We start from the raw sequence: 22,953 nt of genomic DNA, 5'->3' as shown, positions 1-22,953 counted from the left end.
TCCGAAAACCGTATACGCACTGGCTTCATTCATTCACTCGTTGTTCAGTTTTCAAAGGGCAATGCTACTTGCAAATCATCGCTTCAGGAATTAACAGCGACTCTTTTAATATATCATAGAACACGCTGTTAATGCAAGCTTTTTTCTCAAAAAAATTTTGCCATTCTTGCCGAGGCTTGCCTATCGGGACAAGCCATTCGAAGCGGCGAAGAATAATTTATCACATACATTAGGAGTAGTCAATAGCTCTTTTTGTTTTAAATTAATTTAAAATATTCAGCAAATTCCCTACTGATAGATCCGGTTTCTGGCGTACCTGGAGATTTCTTTAGGCGAAGCCAGCCGGGCATACATGCGAAACACAACGTTATACCTGGATTCAATGGCGCTCTTCAGCTCGGCATTCATTTCCTCATCCTTTAAATCGAATAACATTTCATCCAGTTCCTTACGCAGCACATAGTCTAATTCCCTGCATTCTCTTTCGTTAAACAGAAACCCGAGCATATTCAAACCCCTTTCACCCTTTATGTTAAAAAGCCATTCCACAGGAAAGACCTAATAACGGATTTCGCACCGCTTTAATGTTATGCACACAATTTGCTAGTTTTATGAATTCATTTGGAGATTTTTTTGTTGAGCATTATTGTGGCAAGATCACGGCGGGGGATTTCATATTTGCTCATTTCGGGTTATCCGGATAGGACAGATATAGACAAGAACGTTGTATAACAAACAGGGCAGCAACGTTTTCTCGAATCCCAAAAAGTGAAGCCTCTCCTTAAGAAGTTATGCCAGATAATCCGTCACCTGGTCACGAGCCATAAGGTGATTGTGCTTTCCACAATAGCGGCCACAAGCAGCATCCCTGCGACAACGCCGATCAGCGGAATGGTTCGCTTCAAGAATACATACAATTTATTGCGCATTATAGCTCTTCTACGCAGACTCGGGAAAGTCAGGACCCCTTCTGCCATCAGGAATCCGAAACGAATTCCATATGCGCCCGCCAGGAGAATGGCTGGAATCTCAATGATGCCATGCGGTGCTATTGACTTGAAAAATAGCCACCAATCTTGGCCATTTGTATTGCCTAAAGCTAAATACCCCATTAGCATGCCGTTTGAAACTAAAAAATAAAGAGGGACCAAGGCAAAGAACGCTCCCAAATAAATGATTGCGATAGATAAAAATGTATTGTTCATTAGAATAAATAAAAAGAGCAGCCACTGCATGTTATCTTGCTGCATCAATCCACCGACTGTTCCCTGCAACCGATCCAATTGGCCATTAATGATGGTGCCGAAGGAATCCGGGGAACTGTATCCCATCCATATTCCGACGGCAAAGACAAGTGTGGAAGCAATAAAATAATGCTTCATTTCTTTAAAATGCTTGAACAATGCTGAAAAGCTCATAAATCAATCCCCTTTTTCAAATTCGTTTCACAGCGCTCCCGTATTTTCTGCCCTCTATCACTAGGATAAGTTTGCTTTTAAGAGAAACTTGCCTAAGATTCCCACTCTGATCGTTGTTCCTTCGTTTAGCCCAGAATTTCCGATTTCCCCTCTTAACTTGATAGGCCTATTATCCGACGTCTGTCTAAAATGAATCTCTCTTTTTTCAAGAAGTTTAGACATAAGTTCATATGGTACTAGCATACATTTGGATTAGACAAGTATTCCAAGCCTTCCCTAAGGTGACGACAAGGCTTAAAAGGAGGTTTCCTCGGTGAATTATTTTTATGTGTTAAACGGGAAAAAAATTAAGCAATACTTGACCATCTTCGTCGCAGTCATCTTCGCCGCCGGTATTATTTATGCGGAAAAAGGTAACATATCTGTCTTCTCCCAGAATGAACCGGCCGCTATTTACAGTATTCCGACCGAGAAAAAATTAATTGCCTTAACCTTCGATATCAGTTGGGGGGACAAAAGAGCGGAACCCATCCTCAATGTATTGAAGGAGAAGCGAGTTACGAATGCGACCTTCTTCATCTCCTCGCCTTGGGCCAAAGGAAACCCGGAAATTGTGAAAAAAATTAAAGAAGCGGGATTTGAAATTGGCAGCCATGGCCATAAACACACCAATTACAGCGGGTTAAGCGATGAGGAGATTCGCAAGCAAATTCAAACCGCTCACCAAATCATCTCCGAAGCAATAGGTCAAGAGCCTAATTTAATCCGTATGCCGAACGGAGATTTTGACAAAAGGGTGCTTAAGATCGCCGATGAACTGAAATATAAAGTGATTCAGTGGGATACCGACTCCTTGGACTGGAAGAACATCGGAACGGATAATATTGTAAACCGTGTTCTTGACAAAGCCCATCCCGGGGATATAGTCCTTATGCATGCCAGCGATTCAGTTAAGCAAACGCACGAAGCTCTGCCTGTTATTATTGACCGGCTCAAGGCGGACGGCTATCAATTTGTGACGGTAACCCAGCTCATGGAGCAGGCACAGGTCTCTAAACAGCCTGTAGAAGATAAAACGACCTGACCAACTCCAATTCAGGTCAGGCCTTGTCAAGGCGGCGCATCATATTTCCCGATGGATGAATCCTTTGCAATCAGGAGGCTTTTGCGGAAGCCTCTTTTTTGTCGCCCACCAGTTTGTGAAGCTGCATGATTTGCCATGTATTCGATATCAGCAGCGGGGTCAGCATAAAGATGTGCGAAGGCGTATTATTGAGCTTCAGAGCCGGAAGTGCCTCCAATATCGTTACACTAAACATAAAGAACAACGTAGGGATAAATGCGCTCTTGTTCGTTTCCTTCATTTTCCACCAGGATACCAGCGAGGAAAGCACGATCAATACCGTAGGTAAAATAAAATACGGAAATACCGACTCACCTTCAGCAGCGAAGCTGGTATAAGTCAAATAAATCATATCGAAGTATACAATGGCTACCAGAAGAATTTGCAGCACATCCCAGAGAAATTTGCTTCTAAGGAACCCCATCGCAATGTATCGGGTAATCAAATATGCAAAGAAACCCATTTGACTAACGACACTGATGGTAGCCCCCGCCAACACTATGAAAATAATAGTTTCCCAATTAAAGCCGGCTTGCGAAACTTCCAAAAAATGGAAGTCCTCAGTCATTCCGACAAGGGCAAGCCCAACAACTAAAGAAGCCGCCGTCCCCAATAATAATGTAGTCCAAAATAGATGGAACCATTTTCTCAAAGTCAAGCCATGTTCGCCTCCAGCAGGTCTTTCCTCAGATCCCCTAATTTTTTATTGGTTACCCCAGTATAGAACTTTGTAAGCCTTCATCCGAAACCATTCAAAATCCTATATGGCGATAAAAACATTCAACCATAATTGTACCAACGTTTACAACAAAAAGCTAATGCCCATCAACATAATTCGCCGGATTTCACACATAATAATTTTACAATCCAGGAAGGGAGCCATTTTGCCATGATACATCGACATTTCCGCATCCTCCCTGCTTTATTTTGTATCGTTCTTCTCCTTACTTCCTGCGGAACGCAAAATGAACAGTCGGGTCAGAACCAACAAAGTTATAAGGACATAAAGTCCATGATGCTTGACATTCTCAATTCGGAAGAAGGACAGAAAGCGGTCCAGCAAGCGGCGTCCAAAAATCAGGATCCAACCATGAAGCTGTTGTCAACCGGTGAAGGACAGCAGATTCAGATGGCCGTTAAAGACGTGCTAACCGATCCTAATAACGCCCACCTGATCGAGAAGACGATGACCGATCCTAAATTTGCCGCAGATTTTGCCAAATCGATTCAAAAATATAATAAGCAGCTGACCAAGGACTTGATGAAGGATCCCGAATATCAGCAGCAGATGCTGGAATTGATGCAGAACTCGCAGTTCGAAAAGCTGATCATGGACACCATGAAAAGCACCCAATATCGGCAGCAAACGATGAAAATTATAGAGGAATCGATGCAAAGTCCTTTGTTCCGCGATCAATTGATGCAATTGTTCAGTAAAGCCATTGAGGAAGAAATGAAACCGAAGGAAGGCGGGAAAGGCAAGCAGGGGCAGAAGGGGAATAAAGAAGAAAAGAGCCAAGAAGATCAGGGCGGCGGAGATCAAGGTGGAGGAGATCAGGGCGGAGATCAACAATCCGGTTCATAATTCAATTAACGAATCAATACCCCGAATTTACAAATTCCTATGTATATAATTGACCAGGGCTAATGCATTGCGCATTAGCCCTGATCAGCCAAGTCACGTTTATCCTAACTTTCCAATAATGGCTTCGGCCATTTCGGCATACAGCTTCCCGGTTTCGCTGTCCGCTTTATATACCGATGGGGAGAAATCAGGCTCGGAAATGTGGTTGTCCGGTGCTCCAAGCGGAATCTGGGCAAGCAACTCTGTATGCAGCTCCTCCGCCAGCTTCGCCCCGCCACCTCTTCCGAAAATATAGTCCTTCTCTCCGTCCTTATTTACATAATACGCCATGTTCTCGACAACACCGAGAATTTCGTGATCGGTATGAAGCGCCATTGCTCCGGCCCGCGCCGCTACGAATGCGGCCGTCGCATGAGGAGTCGTCACGATCAGCTCCTTGCTGTGCGGAATCATCTGATGAACATCTAGCGCTACATCTCCGGTACCCGGCGGCAGGTCCAGAATCATGTAATCCAGCTCTCCCCAATCCACTTCGGAGAAGAAATTTCTTAGCATTTTGCCAAGCATCGGACCTCTCCAAATTATCGGGGCATTATCCTCGACAAAAAAGCCCATGGAGATAACTTTGACACCGAACCGCTCTACCGGAATAATCCTTTTGTCAACGAGCTGCGGCCTTTCCTCGATACCCATCATATCGGGTACACTGAAACCGTAAATATCCGCATCGATAATTCCGACCCGTTTGCCTTGACGTGCCAGAGCAACAGCCAGATTGACCGTCACGGTCGACTTGCCTACCCCGCCCTTACCGCTGGCCACCGCGATAAACTGTACATTGGAATCGGGTCCGAGAAGCGGCGCTTGTCCCGCCTTCGGCGCATGAGTGGGAATTTCCTGCTTGGCTGAGCTCCTGCTGCTGTCCCCAGATTGGGCCTTGGCCTCGAGCTCCTCGCGCTCATACTGGTTAATTAGACGGAACCGGATATGCACATTGCTGATGCCGAGCCCCTCCATCGCTTCCTCTACATCTTGACGGTACTGCTTCTTCAGCGTTTCGTCTTCCGATGTAAGGACGAAGGTAAGGGCAACTCTATCCTCTTTGACCATGACATCTTTAATAAAATTTAACTCGGTAACCGGACGATGATATTCCGGATCGTGTACATGCTTTAACGCTTCGATGACTTGCTCCCTGGATACCATAGTTCACCTCTATATCCGTCATTATCGTATCTAAAGTTATTATATCAATAATAATCAGGTGTCACCAACTTTTTCCCCCGAATAGTATCTCAGAATGCCCTGATAAATCGAAGCGGCCAATTGTTTCTGGTAATCCTCGTTCCCTAACAGCCTGGCTTCCTCCGGATTGGATAGGAAACCCGCTTCCACCAGAACACTCGGAACGCTCGTCGCTTTTAACAAATATATGGTCTCGACGGTCTGGGCCACTCGGTCCGTATTTTGCAAATTCGCTCTGATTTCATTCTGGATATGGGTGGCCAACCATTTGCCGTCAGCATGTCCCTGGGGATAATAGAAGGTTTGAGCTCCTCTCCACCTAGCGGAGGGGATGCTGTTCAGATGAATGCTGACCAATAAATCCGCCTTCTGCTTCGTAATGATTTCAGCTCGCTTCAGTAAATCCTCGGTCTTACGCTTGCTAAGCCCTTTCGTTTCCGGTCTGGCCAGATCACGGTCTGTCTCTCTCGTCATAATGACAATCGCTCCGGCTTGCTGAAGATAATCACGCAAATATAAGGAAATGGCCAGATTAATGTCCTTCTCCACCAGCCCGTTCTTGCTCGTGGCCCCCCCGTCCGGCCCCCCGTGTCCGGCGTCCACCGCTATAACCTTACCCGACAGCGGCAGGGTCCAATAAGACCAGGTCTTGGTGGAAGGCAGCTCGGTGGTAAACAGGAATACCATCATTAGAACTACCCATGCCGATAGTAATATTTTTAACCCGCCGTTTAAGGTAATCCAGAAGATGACTCTCTTCCTGAACTTTCGCATTATAAATCCACCCCTATATCCGCTGACTCTTGTTTAATCATATGGACGGGGGTGGACAATTATGACAGGCATTCCAGCACGACTTAGCGGCTGTTTATTTGCTCCGCCATCCCTTGAATTAGCACCTCCGCCACTTCCGGCCGGGTGAATTGCTTGGGTGGATGCTGTCCGTTCCTCAGCAGTTCCCTGACTTTAGTACCCGATAAATGAAGATGATCCTGCGGATCATGAGGACATGTTTTGGCGGAGGCCATATTTTCGCAGCGCGTACAATAAAAGCTGTGCTCGAAAAACAATGGGCTTATTCCCAGCTCCTCCGGTTGAAATAGTTTAAATATCAGTTGGGCATCGTAAGTGCCGTAATAATTTCCAACCCCTGCATGATCCCGCCCGACGATGAAATGCGTGCATCCGAAGTTTTTGCGAACGATGGCATGAAAGACCGCTTCCCGTGGGCCGGCGTAACGCATGGCGGCAGGGAAGACGCCGAGGAAGACACGAGACTTGGGATAATAATTCTCAAGCAGCACCTTATAGCTTCTCATCCGTACATCGGCGGACAGATCGTCGGCTTTCGTTTCTCCTACAAGCGGGTTAAGGAACAGCCCGTCCACGATTTCCATGGCGCTCTTTTGGATATATTCATGAGCACGATGAACCGGGTTACGCGTTTGGAAACCGACCACGGTCTTCCACCCTTTGTCTGCAAATATTCGGCGGGTCTCCTCCGGGTCAAAATAATACTCTCTGTATTCGTTAATCGGCTTGCGGTTAAGAACCCTCACAGGGCCGCCCACATAAGCTGCCGGCTGTTCATACAGCTTGGCGACTCCGGGATGCTCTTCGCTGTCGGTCAGGAAAACCTGTCTGGCCTCCTCTTTCTGATCGACCTTGTAAATATCCTTGACCTCCAGCACTGCATAGATGACCCCATCGTCCGCCCCGGTTAGCGCTATGTTTTCCCCTATAGATATCTGGGATAAGTATTTTTCTTCTACCGCAAGTGTAATGGGAAGGCTCCATACCACTCCATTGTTCAACCTCATCCGCTCAATAACCGATTGATAATCGTCTCTCGTCATAAAGCCTTCTAACGGAGAGAACGCCCCCACGGCGATCAAATCGAGATCCGACAAAGTGCGGGAATGGATAGGGACCTTAACCAACCCGGCAGCCTCCTGCAGCAGCCTTTCTCGTTCTTCTCCACTAACTCTTCGATCTACTAACGGTCCGCCATGAGCTTCATAAGCCAGTTTCATGTATGTTCCTCCCGTTTCGTCACTTCTGCAGTTCAACACCAACAGAATCGTTATGCAGCCCGCATTCCGTCTTCTGGAAGCCGGACCACCGTCCCGCTCTCGGGTCTTCTCCCGGCCGGACCGGACGAGTACATTTCTCACACCCTATACTTGGATAATTTGAATCATGCAGAGGATTGTAGATAATCCGGTTCGTGCGGATATAATTCCACACATCCTCAGATTTCCAATCAGCCAGCGGATTGAACTTAATCAGTCCGTATTTGACATCGTACTCAATTTTGCCCGCATTGGCCCTGGTCGGAGCCTGCTCTCTTCGGATTCCGGTAATCCAGGCGTCATATTTGCTCAGCACTTCGGCCAGTGGATTTACCTTGCGAATAAGGCAGCACTGGTTCGGATTAACCGACCACAGATTCTCCCCATACGCCTCGGCCTGCTCCTGCAGGCTAAGCTTGGGACTCACCCGTACGAATGCTTTGCCATACCGCTCTTCCAACCGGTCCCTGGTCTCATAGGTTTCACGGAAGTGAAGGTCCGTATCCAGATAGAATATATCTGTGCGGGGACTGACTTTATTCAGCAGATCCACTAACACAACATCCTCCGCCCCGAAGCTGCAAGCCAGGGTGATGTTAGGAAAACGTTCCACTGCCCATGCCAGGACGTATTCGGCTGAGCGATTTTCCAATTCCGGGCCAGCCTGCCGGATCAGCTCTTCCTTTTCAAATAAATTCATACCCTTGACACCTCTCCCTGCAATATTCCCATAAACCAACCGAAATGGGCACATAACACAGTTTATTGAAGATGGAGCTTATTGGTGCATATAAACTATAAGATAAGCAGCGCTTCCGCCAGCCAAGGATAACCGGCTATCGTCCTCCTTTGCACTTGCGCGTTTACCGTGAAATATAAAAACAGATATAGTGTGTTCCGTTCCTTAATGGGGGAACAATACGGAAAAAGCCTCCCCATAAGGCAGGGAAGGCTTCGAGGTTGTGTTGTATATGATCCTTAGGAATATAATCATTAGACCAGCTTGTGTCCGCAATTGGAGCAGAAGTTGCCGCCGCTCGTCTTTGTTCCGCAATTTGGGCAGAAGTTCGGCTTCTGTTTGCCGCCGTCAGTGTTGTCGGATTCATCATTATTTGCCTGTGCGGGAGGGGCGGACGGTGCCGGCTGATCGGTCGTGTTTTTGCCTTTATTCATGTTCTTCAGCATTTCATTGGCTATATTCATACCCATCATCATGCCGGCCATATCGGATGCCGCACCGCCGCCCTGAACCTTGCCGGAGGCAATCCCGTCGGTCATGGAAATCTGCTGGTATCTTTGGAGATCTCCAACCATGCTGTGGGAAGCGGTCCTCGTGATCATCTCTTGAATTTCTTCCGGATAATTGAAGCTCATGACATTAAAGCCGGTGATGGTAATTCCATCGTTTATAATCTGCATATCCATATCTTCCCTGATCCCTTGGGCAATTTCGAAAGCATTGGCCTGCAGGTTAAACATGTCCTTGCCTTCCTTCGAGATCCACTTCATAAGAAGCTGATCGAGGATCGAGGTCATTCTAAGCTTGATGTCATCGACAAAGTAGCTTTCTTTAACCCCGGCAATTTTATCAATTAGAGCCACATAATCATTCACCTTAAAATTAAACGTTCCATTGGCGCGAATCGGCAGCCCTCCGGGAAGCTGCGGGGTCGGAATGTGAATCGCACTTTTCGTGCCCCATTTTACGGTAAATTCCTTCGTGTTGACGAACAGCACTTCTACTCTCATGCCGCTGTTAAAACCAAACTTGAAGCCTTTGAGCGTGGACAGAAAAGGGATAATTTCCGAAGCTATGTTATAATCGCCCTCGTCATGAAATATCCCCTCTATTTTACCGTTGTTAATAAATATGGCATCCTGGCCGGGACGGATAATAAGCCGGCTCCCTTTCTTGATCTCCCGATTGCTCCACTTCCAGAAAATCATATCGTCTCTAAACTCTTCCCATTCCACTACATTAGCAAATTGATTTCTAAAAAAGGACATCTCTTTTCTCATTCCCTTCCGTATGATTAGGATTCTTAAAAGCTTCCTCTGCTTCCGCTATGAGAATGACCCCCGCTGGTCGTTCCTCCCCCTCCGCCACCGCCTCCGCTGCTGCTGTTCGAGGACGGTTTCCTGCGTTTGGTGACCGTTGTCCGTATATAATCGTCGCGCTGCTCACGAACTCTGGAGTTTTGGAAATCCCGGTAAGTCCCTTCATTTACAGTGACTTTACCTCCCGAGTTGTACAGCATAACTCCGACTACAGCTCCCCCTACAGCCAAGGAGGCGGCTAGTTGAAACCATAGTGTAAAGAGAATATTTTCCGGGTTGACACCGGGCTTTATCCCCATGTATTTATAAGAGGTCTTTATAAACTTGCTGAAGGCAAGATAATAATCCCCGTTGGACAAATCCGGTGTTATTTTGTTACGGATTAAATCCAGCCTGGAATCATCCAGATATAACTTCGCTTTATAGAAGCCTGCCAAATACACTTCTCTATGCTGCATATCAACCGTCAGTATGGCTGTATTGCCATGAGGTTTATCATACCCCGGTGCCTTGTCGTCGTAAAAATCCTGCATATACTTAACGACGTCTTTGCCTTCCGTATCTTTGGTCGTTAATATGATAAATTCGGTCTCTCTCTTCGCTCCATACTTATCGGCCATCGCTTCAAGCTCTTCCACTTCCGTCTCGGTCAACAGATTGGCGAAATCATAAACTTTCGGTTTGGACTCCGCGGCAGCCTGCGAAATATTTACTGCAGATAGAAAAAAAGGAATGATTACCAAGCAAAGCATAATCGCTTTTAAAGCCGTTCTTCCATTCACCATATCTCGCCTCCCATCATTAAGGAGATGAGTTTTAGCGCTATGAAGGTACTGGCAGCAATGCCGCCGAACCATTGAGCGACCTTACCGTAACTGATCGGAGGCTTACCGACGACCTTGCCCGTCTGGCCGTTCATCGCAAAAGTGTGCACGGCTTTACCGTAATCATAATATACCATCCAGACAGGGAGAAGAACGTAATGGCTGCTTGTCTTCTTGGTATCGATTTGTCTGCTTCTATATCGGACTGTAGTATAGCCGGAGATGGTTGAGCTAATATAGGAATCAATGAATTTTTGGATTTTTGCTTTAACCCGGGGTAGGAGCTCCTCGTCATTGTAGTTGTATTTCTCGGCGATAAATCCTGCCAGATACGGTGTTTTAAAATCTTTCAAATGGCTGTAATCATACGGCTCTAATTTATCCATTAATTCATCATTCATTTTTTTGGAGGCATCCACGGGAACCTTAACATAATTCAGATCAATATCTCTATACACATCATAATGTTTCGTCTCTGTATATATATAATTACCGCTTGTATATTGCCTCACCCTCGTACAATCGGCACTTACCTTCGCTTTCGTGTTTAAATCATACAACCAGAAGGGAATGTACATTCCTGTAATCCCCTTAACCCTATCCGCTGTCATAAAACCTTTAGGAGTTAGCCTGCCGTTCTTACACCATCTGCGAAATGCAGCCATCGCTTGTTCCTTGCTAATGGTAAATGGAATAACCTTGGCTGGAGCCAATGCCCCCGATAACCGGTCCCCAAGCACAACACCCGCTCCGCAGAAGCTGCACGTCGTAGCCGCTGTTTCCGCCTCTGTAATCAATATGGCGCCGCAATTGTCGCAGTGATATTCGTGGGCGTCCTCGTCAGAAAACGTCGTTGTTATGAAATCTTCGGAAAATTCCTCTATTCTATCCTGTCTTCCGCAGCTATGACAGGTTAACCTTCCCGAATCGCTGTCGAATGCCATATCATCGCCGCAGTTGGGACATTTGTAATGGATAACCATCCCCTGTGTCACCTCGCTCAATGCCTTTCATTATGAAAGCTGTAGCTACAGCTACAGCTTATTCCTTCATTTTAACACTTTCAGTTGGAATGAAGAAACCCGATCCGGTGAAGCTTCGTGCGATTATTCTTTATTGTTTTTAAGTTCCTTTTTGAGGGCCTCCAACTCATCTTCCACATCGTTACTTTCCTCGTATTTCTCCGTTAACTCCTCGAATTCGTCTGCCGGATCCTTTCTTAATTCGGCCAACGCCTCAGCCTCGTCGTATGCCCTGTTCACCTTCTCCTCCATCCTTCCGAAAGCAGAAATGGATGAATTGGCACCGGCGACGGATGAACCCATTTCATTCATTCTCTTCAAGGCCTTGGCTGCGGCCATTTTGCCCTTGAGCATGGCTGCCTTTGATTCCAGCTCTCCGATATCGGATACGAGCTTGTCATGCATTTCTTTCATTCTAACCGCATTGGCGGACGCCAGATTGTAGGCTGCTTGCAGCTCCTCTTCTTTCGCAGCCAGAGAAGACTTTTTCTCCAGGAAGGTCCGGGCATCGCCCTCATTCCCGGCTTCCAAAGCTTTAACCGCGTACTTTTTCAGCTTGCTGATCTCCGATTTGCATTCATCCCACTGCCTCTTGCTTCTTTGTTCTTCCGCCATAATCGAAGCCGTTTCCGCCTTTACCTGGCCTAAATCGCTTCTGAGATTTCGTAAGTATTGATCCAGCATTTTCTCCGGGTCCTCCGCCTTATCTAAAAAAGCATGGATATTGCTGGACATAATGTCTTTAAATCTGGATAAGATCCCCATAGTCTTCTCCTCTTTAAAATTAGTCTTAGTATATATACTGTTTATCTTACCAAAAGGATTCATTTTATACGGAACACTTTGCCAAATGGAGAAATTTAGAAAATAAAAATACCCTTTCCGACAGAACTAGGAAAGGGCTGTATACATGTAAGCTGCACGCTCTGTTTCAGAGTCGCTTAAGCGAGTCATGATAGCATGGATCGTAATTCCTCTGTCATACGTTCGACCAACTCTGGTCTACCATGAAACTGAGCAGGGGTATTTTGAAAAAGTTCGATTTTCCATTTCCCTTCTTTCCTGCTAACAACAAGGGTCTGATGTGCATTGGCGTCCGGGTTGATATCAGTTTGTCCACGGGGAACCATGCCCGCTATCGCTCTTAACAATGCTGTCTCTGAACCTAAGAAGCGCACATCATTAACTTTACTAACGAATTTTGCGGTGGGGTGGTCTCTGAAGATGGGGTCAAGGTGCGAAAAAATGTTTTCCGGTCCAATTTCTTGACTTCCGTCAAAACCGATAAGCTCGCCGCTCTCCGAAAACAAGTCAGCCATTTCTCGTGCATCTTGATTGTTCCACGCATTCAACAACTGTCGGTAGATTGTCTCGATTTCGTTCATGCTGTATGCCTCCCTCACTAAAAATTCATATATTTTTCTTAATATAACCTAAATGCATTTTATGAATTTCTTCCGAATTGCTTTTATTTTAGCTCATTAAAGAAAAACCAAGTTTAATTTTGAAGTTATCAACAAAAAGAGCACACCACCCGGGTGATGTGCTTCTTATATTGTGGATTTTGCTTTTTCTTTTGGTGCCTAATATAGCTTTCGCCCATTTGCGAATAACGCAAATGGGCGAAAGGGTTGAAAATAAGGTTTTTTAACGTTTCGAGAATTGAGGTGCGCGACGAGCGGCTTTCAAGCCGTATTTCTTACGCTCCTTCATCCGCGGATCGCGGGTCAGGAAGCCGGCTTTCTTCAAAGAACCGCGGAATTCCGGATCTGCTTTAAGCAGTGCACGGGAAATTCCGTGGCGGATAGCACCTGCTTGCCCAGTCGTTCCGCCGCCATGTGCCGTTACCAGCACATCATATTTACCTTCCGTTTCGGTAAGGGCCAATGGTTGCTTAACGATTAATTTCAATGTTTCCAGACCAAAATATTCATTCAGATCGCGTTTATTAATAACAATTCGTCCTTCACCCGGTACAAGGCGGACACGTGCTACCGAATGCTTACGACGACCGGTTCCATAGTATTGTACTTGTGCCACGAAAGAGTCCTCCCTTTATTACCCGCGAAGTTCCCAAACTTCGGGTTGTTGTGCTTGATGTGGATGCTCGCTTCCGGCATACACTTTCAGCTTTAATTTCATTTTGTTGCCGAGACGGTTCTTAGGCAGCATTCCATGAACAGCCAGTTCGATCATCCGCTCCGGTTTCTTGGCCAGCATTTCCTGAGCCGAGGTTACTTTCAGACCGCCGGAATGCAGCGAGTGTCTGTAGTATTTCTTGTCTTGCAATTTGTTCCCCGACAGGACAATCTTGCTGGCATTAATAATGATAACGAAGTCACCCGTATCAATATGTGGCGTAAAGGTCGGCTTATGCTTACCGCGAATCAGGCTGGCCGCTTCGCTGGCCAGTCGACCCAAGGTCTTGCCTTCGGCGTCGATAATGTACCATTTACGTTCAACTTCGTTAGGCTTAGCCATATATGTGGTACTCATTTGCTTAATCCTCCTAAGCATCAGAAATAGCTTGTATGATTTAATTCATTAATGTTCAATTATCCGGTGGTCATTTCATGACTCGGGGCCGTGGGATAGCCAGTTATGAAACACCATCTAATATCTTACTATACCTGGATTTGAATAGCAAGAAAAAGTCGTACAAATCAGCAGGCAATATGAAGATTTATTCATACCTGACTTCCCATAGCGTGAGTCCGTGAGCCATAGCTGTCGGCCCTGCCAGTTTACGGTCCCGGGCATCAAGAATTTGTTTGATTTCCGACTCGCTTCTCTTGCCTGTGCCGACCTCCAATACGGTCCCGACGATAATTCTCACCATATTGAATAGAAAACCGTTCCCCGTGATATAAATATGAATCACACCTGCCTCACCATCTCCCAGCATCGGTTCCGGCCTATACTCCACGCTGGTCGAGAAGATGGTACGCACGTGTGATTCAACCGAAGTCCGGGTGGAGCAGAAGGAAGTAAAATCGTGCTCCCCTTCCAAGTAGCGAAGGGACCTTCTCATAGCATCGATGTCCAGCAATGAAGGGTGATGCAAGCGTGTCTTCCGGTGGAAGACGTCCGGCCAGCGGCTCCTATGAATGCTGTAGCGGTAGGTCTTTTGTTTGGCATCGTGTCTGGCGTGGAAATTAAGAGGCATTTCTTCGGCAGTATGAACGGTAATATCGTCAGGAAGTCTGGAATTGATCGCAAGGCACCAGCGTTCGATCGGGATGGCCGACCTGGTTAAGAAGTTAATGACCTGGGCCCGGGCATGAACCCCCGCATCCGTCCTACCGGAAGAGGTAATATGAACCTCTTCACCGGTAAGGATGGAGACGGCTTCTTCCAGCTTGCCCTGAATAGTCACCTGATCCGGTTGAATCTGATATCCGCAATAGGCTGTACCATCGTAGCTTACCTGCATCTTAATGTTTCTCACGATATGCTCCTGTTCCTCACCTAATCGCGTGAACGATACAAAAAAAGGGCTTCAGCAGAATCAGAGATTCTGTCCACCCTTTCCTATCCAGTCGTTAAGCTTGATCCACCAGTTCCAAATAAACCATAGGAGCAGCATCTCCGCGACGAGGCCCCAGCTTCAGGATACGTGTGTATCCGCCTGGACGCTCGGAATAGCGGGTGGCCAATTCAGTAAACAGCTTTTGAATGGCGTCCTGCTCATCGTTAGCCGCTTCACGGCGAACGTAGGCGGCTGCTTGGCGACGAGCATGAAGATCTCCGCGTTTAGCCAGAGTGATCAGCTTCTCCGCGATGGATCTAACCTCTTTCGCCTTAGCCTCTGTCGTTTGGATGCGCTCTTGAATGAATAAGTCGGTCACCAGATCACGGAACAAGGCTTTCCGCGCACTGGAATCACGACCCAGCTTTTGATATGCCATGTTGTTCCCTCCTTCTAATGGGAAATTTAATCTTCCGATCGAAGGCTTAATCCTAATTCGTCGAGCTTCTCCTGAACTTCTTCCAGAGATTTGCGGCCAAGATTGCGGACCTTCATCATGTCCTCTTCCGTCTTGGTTATCAGCTCTTGAACGGTATTAATTCCCGCACGTTTCAAACAGTTGTAAGAACGAACGGAAAGATCCAACTCTTCGATGGTCATTTCCAATACTTTTTCTTTTTTGTCTTCTTCTTTCTCTATCATGATCTCAGCATCTTTGGCTTCATCCGTCAAGCCAACAAAGAGCATAAGATGTTCGGTCAAAATCTTGGCTCCGAGACTAACCGCTTCCTCCGGACGAATACTGCCATCGGTCCATACTTCGAGGGTAAGTTTATCGTAGTTAGTAACTTGACCAACACGAGTGTTCTCAATACTGTAGTTGACGCGGGTAATTGGAGTGTAGATCGAGTCAATCGGGATAACACCGATCGGATGATCCTCACGCTTATTCTTGTCCGCCTGTACGTACCCTCTGCCACGATTGGCATTGATTCGCATATGAAGGCGTGCGTCAGCCGATAAAGTAGCAATATGAAGGTCCGGGTTCAAAATTTCTACATCGCTGTCCGCGCGAATGTCTCCAGCTGTGACTACTCCTTCGCCATCCGCGTCAATTTCCAGTACTTTCTCTTCGTCGGAATGAATCTTTAACGATAGTCCTTTGAGGTTTAGGATAATTTCCGTAACATCTTCCATTACACCGGGAATGGTCGAGAACTCATGAAGGACACCTTCGATTTGAACGGAGTTAACAGCAGCTCCCGGCAAAGAAGAGAGCAAAATACGACGTAAAGAATTGCCAAGCGTCGTCCCGTAACCCCGTTCCAAAGGTTCAACCACAAACATGCCGTATGTGCCTTCTTCGTTTACTGTCACGGTCTCAATCTTTGGTTTTTCAATTTCTATCATTAAATTTACCCTCCTTCGAAACGTCGTTTCCACTGGATACCCGATAACCGATAAAAACATCTAGTATTCCTATCCTTCAACACCATTATTCACATGTTACGGATATTTATACTAGTTTTCGATCCTTAATTAGACACGACGACGTTTAGGAGGACGGCAACCGTTATGCGGAATCGGAGTTACGTCTTTGATCATGTTGACTTCCAGACCTGCAGCCTGCAAGGAACGAATTGCAGCTTCACGTCCGGCGCCAGGACCTTTAACCATAACCTCCACAGTTTTCATACCGTGCTCCATAGCAGTTTTGGCTGCGGCTTCGGCTGCCATTTGCGCTGCAAAAGGAGTACTCTTACGGGAGCCTTTAAATCCAAGGTTTCCGGAGCTTGCCCAAGAAATAGCGTTCCCGTGCGGGTCCGTAATCGTAACGATCGTATTGTTAAATGTGGAACGGATATGAGCTACTCCAGATTCAATATTTTTACGGTCACGACGTTTTGTACGGGTTACTTTTGTTTTAGGTTTAGCCATTCGTCTTTATCCCCCCTTATTATTTCTTCTTGTTAGCTACGGTACGACGAGGACCTTTACGCGTACGTGCATTCGTCTTAGTCCGTTGACCACGAACCGGAAGTCCGCGACGGTGACGAATTCCCCGATAAGATCCGATCTCAATCAAACGCTTGATGTTGAGAGAAATTTCACGGCGAAGGTCACCTTCCACTTTCACCGTCTTGTCAATTGCGTCACGCAGTTTGCTGACTTCATCTTCCGTTAAATCACGGACACGAGTATCCGGATTAACGCCGGTGCTGCTCAGAATTTTCTGCGAAGTGGTGCGGCCAATTCCAAAAATGTAGGTAAGGGCAATCTCCACCCGCTTATCACGAGGTAAGTCTACTCCAGCTATACGAGCCATTGATTGAATGCACCTCCTTAACCTTGTTTTTGTTTATGCTTCGGATTTTCGCAAATCACCATAACGTTACCTTTACGCTTGATGACTTTGCATTTTTCGCATATAGGTTTAACCGACGGTCTAACCTTCATTGTGGTTACCTCCTATTGGTTTTGTCTTAGCAAAACCTACTTCGTAAGCTTGAGCTTTGGGGTTTTGCCTGAGCAAAACCATACTTCATATGCATAACCTCATCTATCTCATGCGTCACTAACAGGAATGCCGACTTATTTAAAGCGGTACGTAATGCGTCCTCTTGTCAGATCATAAGGGGAAAGCTCGACTGTAACCTTGTCTCCAGGCAAAATCCGGATAAAGTGCATTCGAATTTTACCAGATACGTGAGCCAAAATTTTATGACCGTTCTCCAATTCCACTTTAAACATGGCATTCGGGAGAGGTTCTACTACCGTACCTTCAACTTCAATAACATCTTCTTTGGCCACCGTTATTCTCCTTTCTCATGAACTGAGGCTTGTTGCTCTTCCACAAACTTGCTCAGTGCATATCGCAGTTTTCCGTTGGTCACACGACCGGTTTCCGTTAAACTATCCACAACCTCACTGCTTACCGCTTCTAGCAATTTAAGGTGAAGCAGGTTTTTCTTCTTTGGCTGATCGAATTTCCTCTTATCGCCGTCCGCGATAAGAACGAAACGGTCATCGACGATTTGTATGATAATCCCGAATTTTCCAGTGTCCCTTCCTTTCAGGATCTGTACAATTTGCCCAAGCCGGGGATGATCGGATACCTCCACGCTCATCACCTACATTTCCGATTTAGTCAGGATCTCGTACCCATCGTTCGTAATCGCGATAGTATGCTCGAAATGAGCACAGAGAGATCCGTCTACCGTCACAACCGTCCATTGATCATCCAATGTTTTGACATACCGTTCGCCGATGTTTACCATCGGCTCGATGGCCAAGACCATACCGGGCTTCAGGCGAGGCCCTCGGTCAGGAAGTCCGTAGTTCGGTATTTGCGGCTCTTCATGCAGGCTGGCCCCGATTCCATGACCGACATATTCCCGGACAATGGAGAACCCTTCCGCTTCAACCGTGCGTTGAATAGCATGTGAAATTGTGAACAGGCGAGCATCCGGTTTGGCTTCTGCAAGTCCATCATATAGAGCCTTTTCGGTCACTTCCAGCAATTTCTGAGCGCTTGAAGAGATCTCCCCTACCGGATAGGTCCATGCAGAGTCGCCATGATAGCCTTGATATTGTGCTCCGATATCTATGCTGATGATGTCGCCTTCTTTTAGTTTTCTGGGTCCGGGTATTCCATGTACCAACTCTTCATTGACTGAAGCACAGATACTGCCGGAAAAACCGTTGTAGCCTTTAAAAGATGGTGTCGCACCCTGACTGCGAATGAATTCTTCCGCGATCCGATCCAATTCTTTGGTCGTCACACCAGGTCGGATCTCTTTGGAAAGCAATCGGTGGGTCTCCGCCACAATCCGACCTGCTTCCCTCATTAAATCCAACTCGTATTCGGACTTACAAATAATCATCAGGCATTCCCTCTTAGCAGAGAATGGATGTTTGCAGTAACCGAATCAATTTCCTGCTCTCCGTCAACTTGACGTAAAATACCTTTAGCCCGGTAGTAATCAAGCAGAGGTGCCGTCTTGTTGGTATATTCATCCAACCGGGTACCTACTTTCTCCTCGTTATCATCGGCCCGCTGATACAGCTCGCCGCCGCATTTATCGCATGTTCCCTCCGCCTGAGGCGGATTAAACATAACGTGGTAAGTAGCTCCGCAGGATTTGCAAATTCTTCTACCGGTCAATCTCGCCAACAGCAGGTTGCGATCGACTTGCAGATCAATGACGTGATCCAGTTTTCTTCCCATGGACTCCATGATTTCATCAAGTGCTTCGGCCTGGGCCGTCGTTCTTGGAAACCCGTCCAGCAGAAATCCTTGTTCACAATCCGGCTGCATCAGTCTGTCCCTCACAATGCCGATCGTTATGTCGTCCGGCACCAGGAGACCCTGATCCATATACTTCTGGGCTTCCAAGCCAAGCGGTGTAGCCTGGCTCTTGGCCAAACGAAAAGCGTCTCCGGTAGAAATGTGAGGGATCCCGAACTCGCTGACGATTCTTTCCGCTTGAGTCCCTTTCCCCGCCCCGGGAGGACCCATAAATAAAATGTTCACTTCGCTTTAACCTCCCCGAAGGTGACAGACAAAGCGATGAATCCAGTCTACTTATCGCTAGCCTGCAATGCGAATGCAAAGCTTCTTATTTGTTGATAAACCCTTTGTAGTGACGTTTGATCAGCTGGCTTTCGATTTGTTTCATAGTCTCAAGCGCAACTCCGACTACGATCAAGAGTGAAGTTCCACCGATTCGCACCGATTCCGGCAGACCGGCCAATCCTCCGAACAGCATAGGGAGAATGGAGATAGCCGCCAGGAATATGGCACCCGATAATGTAATTCTTGTCATTACTCTCGTTAAATAAACCGAGGTCGTCTTACCTGGACGAATCCCAGGAATGTATCCGCCGTTTTTCTTCATTTGGTCCGCCATTTGCTCAGGGTTAATTTGTACGAACGTATAGAAGAATGTAAATCCGATAATCAACAGAACGTACAGAACCATACCGAGCGGAGCGGTGAAGGACAGATTTTCGATGATCCAATTGGCGACGACATTTCCACTCCAGAACTGTGCAATCGTAGCTGGGAACATCAGCAGCGACATCGCGAAGATGACCGGAATAACCCCTGCTGCGTTCACTTTAAGCGGAATATGAGTCGACTGACCGCCGTACATTTTACGCCCAACTACGCGTTTGGCATACTGTACAGGGATTTTGCGCACACCTTGTTGAACGAAAATAACCCCGGCAATAATGAGGACAATCGCAACAAGGATAACAATAAATTTAATGATATTAAGGAACAGCGCATCTCCTGCGTCAACAAACAGCTGAAGATAGATTGCGCGTCCGTGAGTCGGAATTCCTGCTACAATACCGGCAAAGATAAGGATGGAAATCCCGTTTCCGATCCCATGCTCGGTAATTTGTTCACCCAACCACATCAAGAAAGCAGTACCTGCAGTCAATACGATAGCGATCATCGCGTAGGTTGTGAAGCTCGGATCGATGACCAGATTGCCGTAATAGCTGTTAAATCCAACCGAAGTTCCGAAAGCCTGGATCAACCCAAGTACGATCGTTCCGTATCTTGTAAATTGAGTAAGCTTCTTGCGTCCCGCTTCCCCTTCTTTAGCCCACTGCGCAAACTTGGGGACAACATCCATAGACAACAGCTGAACGATAATGGACGCTGTAATGTATGGAAAAATACCCATGGCGAAAATGGAGAATTGGAACAAGGCGCCGCCTGAGAAAGTATTTAACAGCCCGAATATATCTGCTTGCTGCCGGTCAGTAGCTGATAAAATGTCAGTATCGATATTGGGCACTGGAATAAACGCACCAATCCGATAGACAATCAGAACGAGAAGAGTAAACAGGATCCTTCTGCGAAGATCCTCTACTTTCATGATGTTTGATATGGTCTTTAACATTAAATCACCTCGGTTTTACCACCGGCAGCTTCAATTTTTTCCACCGCAGATTTAGAGAACTTATTGGCTTTAACTGTCAGCTTAACGGTCAGTTCGCCTTCCCCTAAGATCTTGATGCCGCTCAGAGTATTTTTAACAATACCGGCTTGCACTAAAACCTCTGGTGTCACCTCAGCGCCCTCTGTAAATTGATTCAGGCGGTCGAGGTTAACCACTGCATATTCCTTGCGCGAAATGTTCGTAAAACCGCGTTTTGGAAGTCGACGGAACAGCGGGTTTTGTCCACCCTCGAATCCAGGACGTACACCGCCGCCGGAACGGGCTTTCTGCCCCTTATGACCTCTGCCTGCAGTTTTTCCGTTACCGCTGGCAATACCACGACCAACACGCTTTTTCTCATGACGGGAGCCGGCTGCAGGAGTAAGTTCATGCAATTTCATCGTGTGCACCTCCTTATAATTTTTGCAATCTGTTATGTTGAAGCCGGAATGTCATCCGAACGGATTCTTAAGCCTCGACTTCTTTAACTTCAACCAAATGGCTAACTTGATTCACCATGCCCCGAATAGCCGCGTTATCCGGTTGAACAACAGTCTGGTGCAGTTTACGCAGACCTAAAGTTCTAACCGTTGTGCGGTGGGTCTCCGGACGTCCGATCAAACTGCGCTTGAGGGTGATTGCTAATTGCTTGGTCATCGTTTCCCCTCCTAACCTAATAACTCTTCTACAGTTTTACCCCGAAGTTTAGCAACGTCTTCTGCTTTCTTCAAACGCTGCAAGCCTTCCAAAGTGGCGTTGACCATGTTGATAGGATTGGAAGATCCTAAAGACTTGGTCAGAATGTCGCCTACGCCTGCCAGTTCGAGCACCGCACGAACAGGTCCTCCGGCAATAACTCCGGTACCTTCTGCTGCCGGCTTCATCAAAACTTTACCCGCACCGAACCGTCCAATTACAAAGTGCGGAATAGTAGTGTTGACCAGCGGAACATAGACCAGATTCTTCTTGGCGTCTTCGATGCCTTTGCGGATCGCATCGCCGACTTCAGAAGCTTTACCGATTCCGGCGCCAACCCAGCCCTTCTCGTCGCCAACAACAACGAGAGCGCTGAAGCTGAAGCGACGACCACCTTTAACTACTTTAGCAACACGGTTGATGTGAACTGTTTTATCCTTAAGTTCTAAAGTGTTGGGATCTACACGCAAGTTCTATTACCTCCTTATTAAGTGAATTCGCGGTTAGAATTCTAATCCTGCTTCCCGTGCCGCATCGGCCAGAGCCTGTACGCGACCATGATACAGATAACCACCGCGGTCAAATACTACTTTGTCGATGCCTTTCTCTTTGGCACGCTTGGCAATCAAGGCACCTACTTGGCGGGCCGCTTCGACATTGCCGCCGTTCTCCATCTTCAATTCTTTATCCAATGTAGAGGCCGCTGCGATCGTAACGCCTTTAACATCGTCAATAACTTGAGCGTACATATGCTTCTCGGAACGGAAAATGTTCAGGCGAGGACGTTCCGTCGTCCCTTCAATTTTCTTGCGGACACGAAGGTGTCTTTTCACGCGGGCTTGATTTTTATCGGATTTAGTAATCATTCGGTTGTCACTCCTTTCCATTTCCCTTAACACGCTTCAGAGAAATCACTTCTTCTTACCGGCTTTACCTTCCTTGCGGATAATCCGTTCGCCTTCATACTTGATTCCTTTGCCTTTGTAAGGCTCAGGCTTACGAATAGAGCGGATTTTGGCCGCTGTAGCGCCAACCTGCTCTTTATCGATACCTTTAACAATCACTTTCGTATTGGAAGGAACTTCGAACTCGATTCCTTCTTCCGCTTCGATCTCAACCGGATGGGAGTAGCCAACGTTCAGCACAAGCTTGTTGCCGCTTTTGTTAGCGCGGTATCCGACCCCGACAAGCTCTAACGCTTTCGCGTATCCTTCCGTTACACCGTTAACCATATTCGCTACCACAGTGCGGGTAGTTCCGTGCAGGGAACGATGCAATTTATTATCTGAAGGACGTTCGATCAGAATAGTGTTATCTTCAATATTTACATTAATTTCCTTATGCAGTTCGCGGGTCAATGTTCCTTTAGGACCTTTAACCGTAATTACGGAATTGTCCAAAGTCACTGTAACGCCGCCTGGAACAGCAATCGGTTTGCGTCCAACTCGAGACATGTGTGCACCTCCATTCGTTTACGATAAAAA

The 22,953-nt window shown here is 46.8% G+C and carries 32 protein-coding genes; 2 read left to right on the top strand and 30 right to left on the bottom strand.

Going from position 1 to position 22,953, the window contains the following annotated elements; all coding sequences use genetic code 11:
• Positions 1-288: 288 nt before the first annotated feature.
• Entirely contained in the window at positions 289-507 is a 219-nt protein-coding gene (locus tag ACFQ03_RS25700) for a hypothetical protein (protein WP_144936644.1), read from the bottom strand.
• A 299-nt stretch (positions 508-806) separates the two neighbouring features.
• The gene (locus tag ACFQ03_RS25695; RefSeq protein WP_186328342.1) at positions 807-1,403 is read right to left on the bottom strand and encodes a stage II sporulation protein M; all 597 of its coding nucleotides are present in this window, start codon (positions 1,401-1,403) and stop codon (positions 807-809) included.
• Positions 1,404-1,731: 328 nt separating this feature from the next.
• Between ACFQ03_RS25695 and pdaB the strand changes: the two genes are divergently transcribed.
• A complete protein-coding gene (gene pdaB / locus ACFQ03_RS25690; RefSeq protein WP_150960548.1) occupies positions 1,732-2,502 on the top strand; it encodes a polysaccharide deacetylase family sporulation protein PdaB in 771 nt (256 codons plus the stop codon).
• 70 nt (positions 2,503-2,572) lie between these two features.
• Here the strand turns inward: pdaB and ACFQ03_RS25685 are convergent, their stop codons facing one another.
• Positions 2,573-3,199, bottom strand: coding sequence for a KinB-signaling pathway activation protein (locus ACFQ03_RS25685; RefSeq protein WP_144936635.1), 627 nt, complete (start codon positions 3,197-3,199; stop codon positions 2,573-2,575).
• Positions 3,200-3,430: 231 nt separating this feature from the next.
• On the opposite strand from ACFQ03_RS25685, the gene gerD reads away from it, so the two are divergent.
• Complete coding sequence (gene gerD / locus ACFQ03_RS25680; RefSeq protein WP_379291859.1) at positions 3,431-4,126, top strand: spore germination lipoprotein GerD; 696 nt, start codon at positions 3,431-3,433, stop codon at positions 4,124-4,126.
• Positions 4,127-4,225: 99 nt separating this feature from the next.
• Here the strand turns inward: gerD and ACFQ03_RS25675 are convergent, their stop codons facing one another.
• From ACFQ03_RS25675 to rplF, 27 genes are all read right to left on the bottom strand, one after another.
• A complete protein-coding gene (locus ACFQ03_RS25675) occupies positions 4,226-5,332 on the bottom strand; it encodes an Mrp/NBP35 family ATP-binding protein (protein WP_144936630.1) in 1,107 nt (368 codons plus the stop codon).
• Positions 5,333-5,386: 54 nt separating this feature from the next.
• Positions 5,387-6,145, bottom strand: coding sequence for an N-acetylmuramoyl-L-alanine amidase CwlD (gene cwlD / locus ACFQ03_RS25670; RefSeq protein ID WP_379291856.1), 759 nt, complete (start codon positions 6,143-6,145; stop codon positions 5,387-5,389).
• Positions 6,146-6,228: 83 nt separating this feature from the next.
• Positions 6,229-7,404 (bottom strand): sulfate adenylyltransferase, encoded by a 1,176-nt coding sequence (gene sat, locus ACFQ03_RS25665; RefSeq protein WP_379291854.1) that lies wholly within the window; start codon positions 7,402-7,404, stop codon positions 6,229-6,231.
• A 19-nt stretch (positions 7,405-7,423) separates the two neighbouring features.
• Entirely contained in the window at positions 7,424-8,143 is a 720-nt protein-coding gene (locus ACFQ03_RS25660) for a phosphoadenylyl-sulfate reductase (RefSeq protein WP_379291852.1), read from the bottom strand.
• Positions 8,144-8,436: 293 nt separating this feature from the next.
• Positions 8,437-9,450, bottom strand: coding sequence for an SPFH domain-containing protein (locus tag ACFQ03_RS25655; protein WP_144936618.1), 1,014 nt, complete (start codon positions 9,448-9,450; stop codon positions 8,437-8,439).
• Between the two features lie 35 nt (positions 9,451-9,485).
• A complete protein-coding gene (locus ACFQ03_RS25650; RefSeq protein ID WP_144936615.1) occupies positions 9,486-10,286 on the bottom strand; it encodes a TPM domain-containing protein in 801 nt (266 codons plus the stop codon).
• Complete coding sequence (locus ACFQ03_RS25645) at positions 10,280-11,308, bottom strand: TFIIB-type zinc ribbon-containing protein (RefSeq protein WP_144936612.1); 1,029 nt, start codon at positions 11,306-11,308, stop codon at positions 10,280-10,282. Before ACFQ03_RS25645 ends, ACFQ03_RS25650 begins: the two co-directional genes overlap by 7 nt.
• A 123-nt stretch (positions 11,309-11,431) precedes the next feature.
• Entirely contained in the window at positions 11,432-12,112 is a 681-nt protein-coding gene (locus ACFQ03_RS25640) for a PspA/IM30 family protein (RefSeq protein ID WP_144936609.1), read from the bottom strand.
• A 185-nt stretch (positions 12,113-12,297) separates the two neighbouring features.
• The gene (locus tag ACFQ03_RS25635; protein WP_144936605.1) at positions 12,298-12,732 is read right to left on the bottom strand and encodes an SgcJ/EcaC family oxidoreductase; all 435 of its coding nucleotides are present in this window, start codon (positions 12,730-12,732) and stop codon (positions 12,298-12,300) included.
• Positions 12,733-12,994: 262 nt separating this feature from the next.
• A complete protein-coding gene (gene rpsI / locus ACFQ03_RS25630) occupies positions 12,995-13,387 on the bottom strand; it encodes a 30S ribosomal protein S9 (protein ID WP_144936602.1) in 393 nt (130 codons plus the stop codon).
• A gap of 18 nt (positions 13,388-13,405) precedes the next feature.
• Positions 13,406-13,843 carry a 50S ribosomal protein L13 gene (rplM, locus tag ACFQ03_RS25625; RefSeq protein WP_144936599.1) on the bottom strand — a complete coding sequence of 146 codons (438 nt, stop codon included), beginning with the start codon at positions 13,841-13,843 and terminating at the stop codon, positions 13,406-13,408.
• 187 nt (positions 13,844-14,030) lie between these two features.
• Positions 14,031-14,795, bottom strand: coding sequence for a tRNA pseudouridine(38-40) synthase TruA (gene truA / locus ACFQ03_RS25620; protein WP_144936596.1), 765 nt, complete (start codon positions 14,793-14,795; stop codon positions 14,031-14,033).
• Between the two features lie 94 nt (positions 14,796-14,889).
• Positions 14,890-15,255 (bottom strand): 50S ribosomal protein L17, encoded by a 366-nt coding sequence (rplQ, locus tag ACFQ03_RS25615; RefSeq protein WP_144936593.1) that lies wholly within the window; start codon positions 15,253-15,255, stop codon positions 14,890-14,892.
• 26 nt (positions 15,256-15,281) lie between these two features.
• Positions 15,282-16,226 (bottom strand): DNA-directed RNA polymerase subunit alpha, encoded by a 945-nt coding sequence (locus ACFQ03_RS25610; RefSeq protein ID WP_144936590.1) that lies wholly within the window; start codon positions 16,224-16,226, stop codon positions 15,282-15,284.
• Between the two features lie 129 nt (positions 16,227-16,355).
• A complete protein-coding gene (gene rpsK, locus ACFQ03_RS25605; RefSeq protein ID WP_144936587.1) occupies positions 16,356-16,754 on the bottom strand; it encodes a 30S ribosomal protein S11 in 399 nt (132 codons plus the stop codon).
• A 19-nt stretch (positions 16,755-16,773) separates the two neighbouring features.
• The gene (rpsM, locus tag ACFQ03_RS25600) at positions 16,774-17,142 is read right to left on the bottom strand and encodes a 30S ribosomal protein S13 (RefSeq protein ID WP_144936584.1); all 369 of its coding nucleotides are present in this window, start codon (positions 17,140-17,142) and stop codon (positions 16,774-16,776) included.
• Positions 17,143-17,159: 17 nt separating this feature from the next.
• Positions 17,160-17,273, bottom strand: coding sequence for a 50S ribosomal protein L36 (gene rpmJ, locus ACFQ03_RS25595; RefSeq protein WP_023388342.1), 114 nt, complete (start codon positions 17,271-17,273; stop codon positions 17,160-17,162).
• Positions 17,274-17,408: 135 nt separating this feature from the next.
• A complete protein-coding gene (gene infA / locus ACFQ03_RS25590; protein ID WP_144936581.1) occupies positions 17,409-17,627 on the bottom strand; it encodes a translation initiation factor IF-1 in 219 nt (72 codons plus the stop codon).
• Positions 17,628-17,629: 2 nt separating this feature from the next.
• Positions 17,630-17,944, bottom strand: coding sequence for a KOW domain-containing RNA-binding protein (locus ACFQ03_RS25585; protein WP_144936578.1), 315 nt, complete (start codon positions 17,942-17,944; stop codon positions 17,630-17,632).
• Positions 17,945-17,947: 3 nt separating this feature from the next.
• The gene (map, locus tag ACFQ03_RS25580) at positions 17,948-18,700 is read right to left on the bottom strand and encodes a type I methionyl aminopeptidase (RefSeq protein ID WP_144936575.1); all 753 of its coding nucleotides are present in this window, start codon (positions 18,698-18,700) and stop codon (positions 17,948-17,950) included.
• Positions 18,700-19,350: an adenylate kinase gene (locus ACFQ03_RS25575; protein WP_144936572.1), complete on the bottom strand. Its 651-nt coding sequence runs from the start codon at positions 19,348-19,350 to the stop codon at positions 18,700-18,702. Before ACFQ03_RS25575 ends, map begins: the two co-directional genes overlap by 1 nt.
• 85 nt (positions 19,351-19,435) lie before the next feature.
• Complete coding sequence (secY, locus tag ACFQ03_RS25570) at positions 19,436-20,734, bottom strand: preprotein translocase subunit SecY (RefSeq protein ID WP_144936569.1); 1,299 nt, start codon at positions 20,732-20,734, stop codon at positions 19,436-19,438.
• Positions 20,734-21,174, bottom strand: a complete 441-nt coding sequence (rplO, locus tag ACFQ03_RS25565; RefSeq protein WP_144936566.1) for a 50S ribosomal protein L15 — start codon at positions 21,172-21,174, stop codon at positions 20,734-20,736. The genes secY and rplO overlap by 1 nt, the downstream gene beginning before the upstream one ends.
• Before the next feature lie 67 nt (positions 21,175-21,241).
• Entirely contained in the window at positions 21,242-21,430 is a 189-nt protein-coding gene (rpmD, locus tag ACFQ03_RS25560) for a 50S ribosomal protein L30 (RefSeq protein WP_144936563.1), read from the bottom strand.
• An 11-nt stretch (positions 21,431-21,441) separates the two neighbouring features.
• On the bottom strand, positions 21,442-21,939 hold the full coding sequence (gene rpsE / locus ACFQ03_RS25555) for a 30S ribosomal protein S5 (protein WP_144936561.1): 498 nt from the start codon (positions 21,937-21,939) through the stop codon (positions 21,442-21,444).
• Positions 21,940-21,972: 33 nt separating this feature from the next.
• Positions 21,973-22,335 (bottom strand): 50S ribosomal protein L18, encoded by a 363-nt coding sequence (rplR, locus tag ACFQ03_RS25550; RefSeq protein ID WP_144936558.1) that lies wholly within the window; start codon positions 22,333-22,335, stop codon positions 21,973-21,975.
• A gap of 45 nt (positions 22,336-22,380) precedes the next feature.
• Positions 22,381-22,923: a 50S ribosomal protein L6 gene (gene rplF / locus ACFQ03_RS25545; protein WP_144936555.1), complete on the bottom strand. Its 543-nt coding sequence runs from the start codon at positions 22,921-22,923 to the stop codon at positions 22,381-22,383.
• Positions 22,924-22,953: the final 30 nt, after the last annotated feature.

Source organism: Paenibacillus residui (genome assembly GCF_042677205.1).
In the GTDB taxonomy this organism is placed as follows: Bacteria; Bacillota; Bacilli; order Paenibacillales; family NBRC-103111; genus Paenibacillus_L; species Paenibacillus_L residui.
This window is presented reverse-complemented; position numbering and strand designations above follow the sequence as displayed.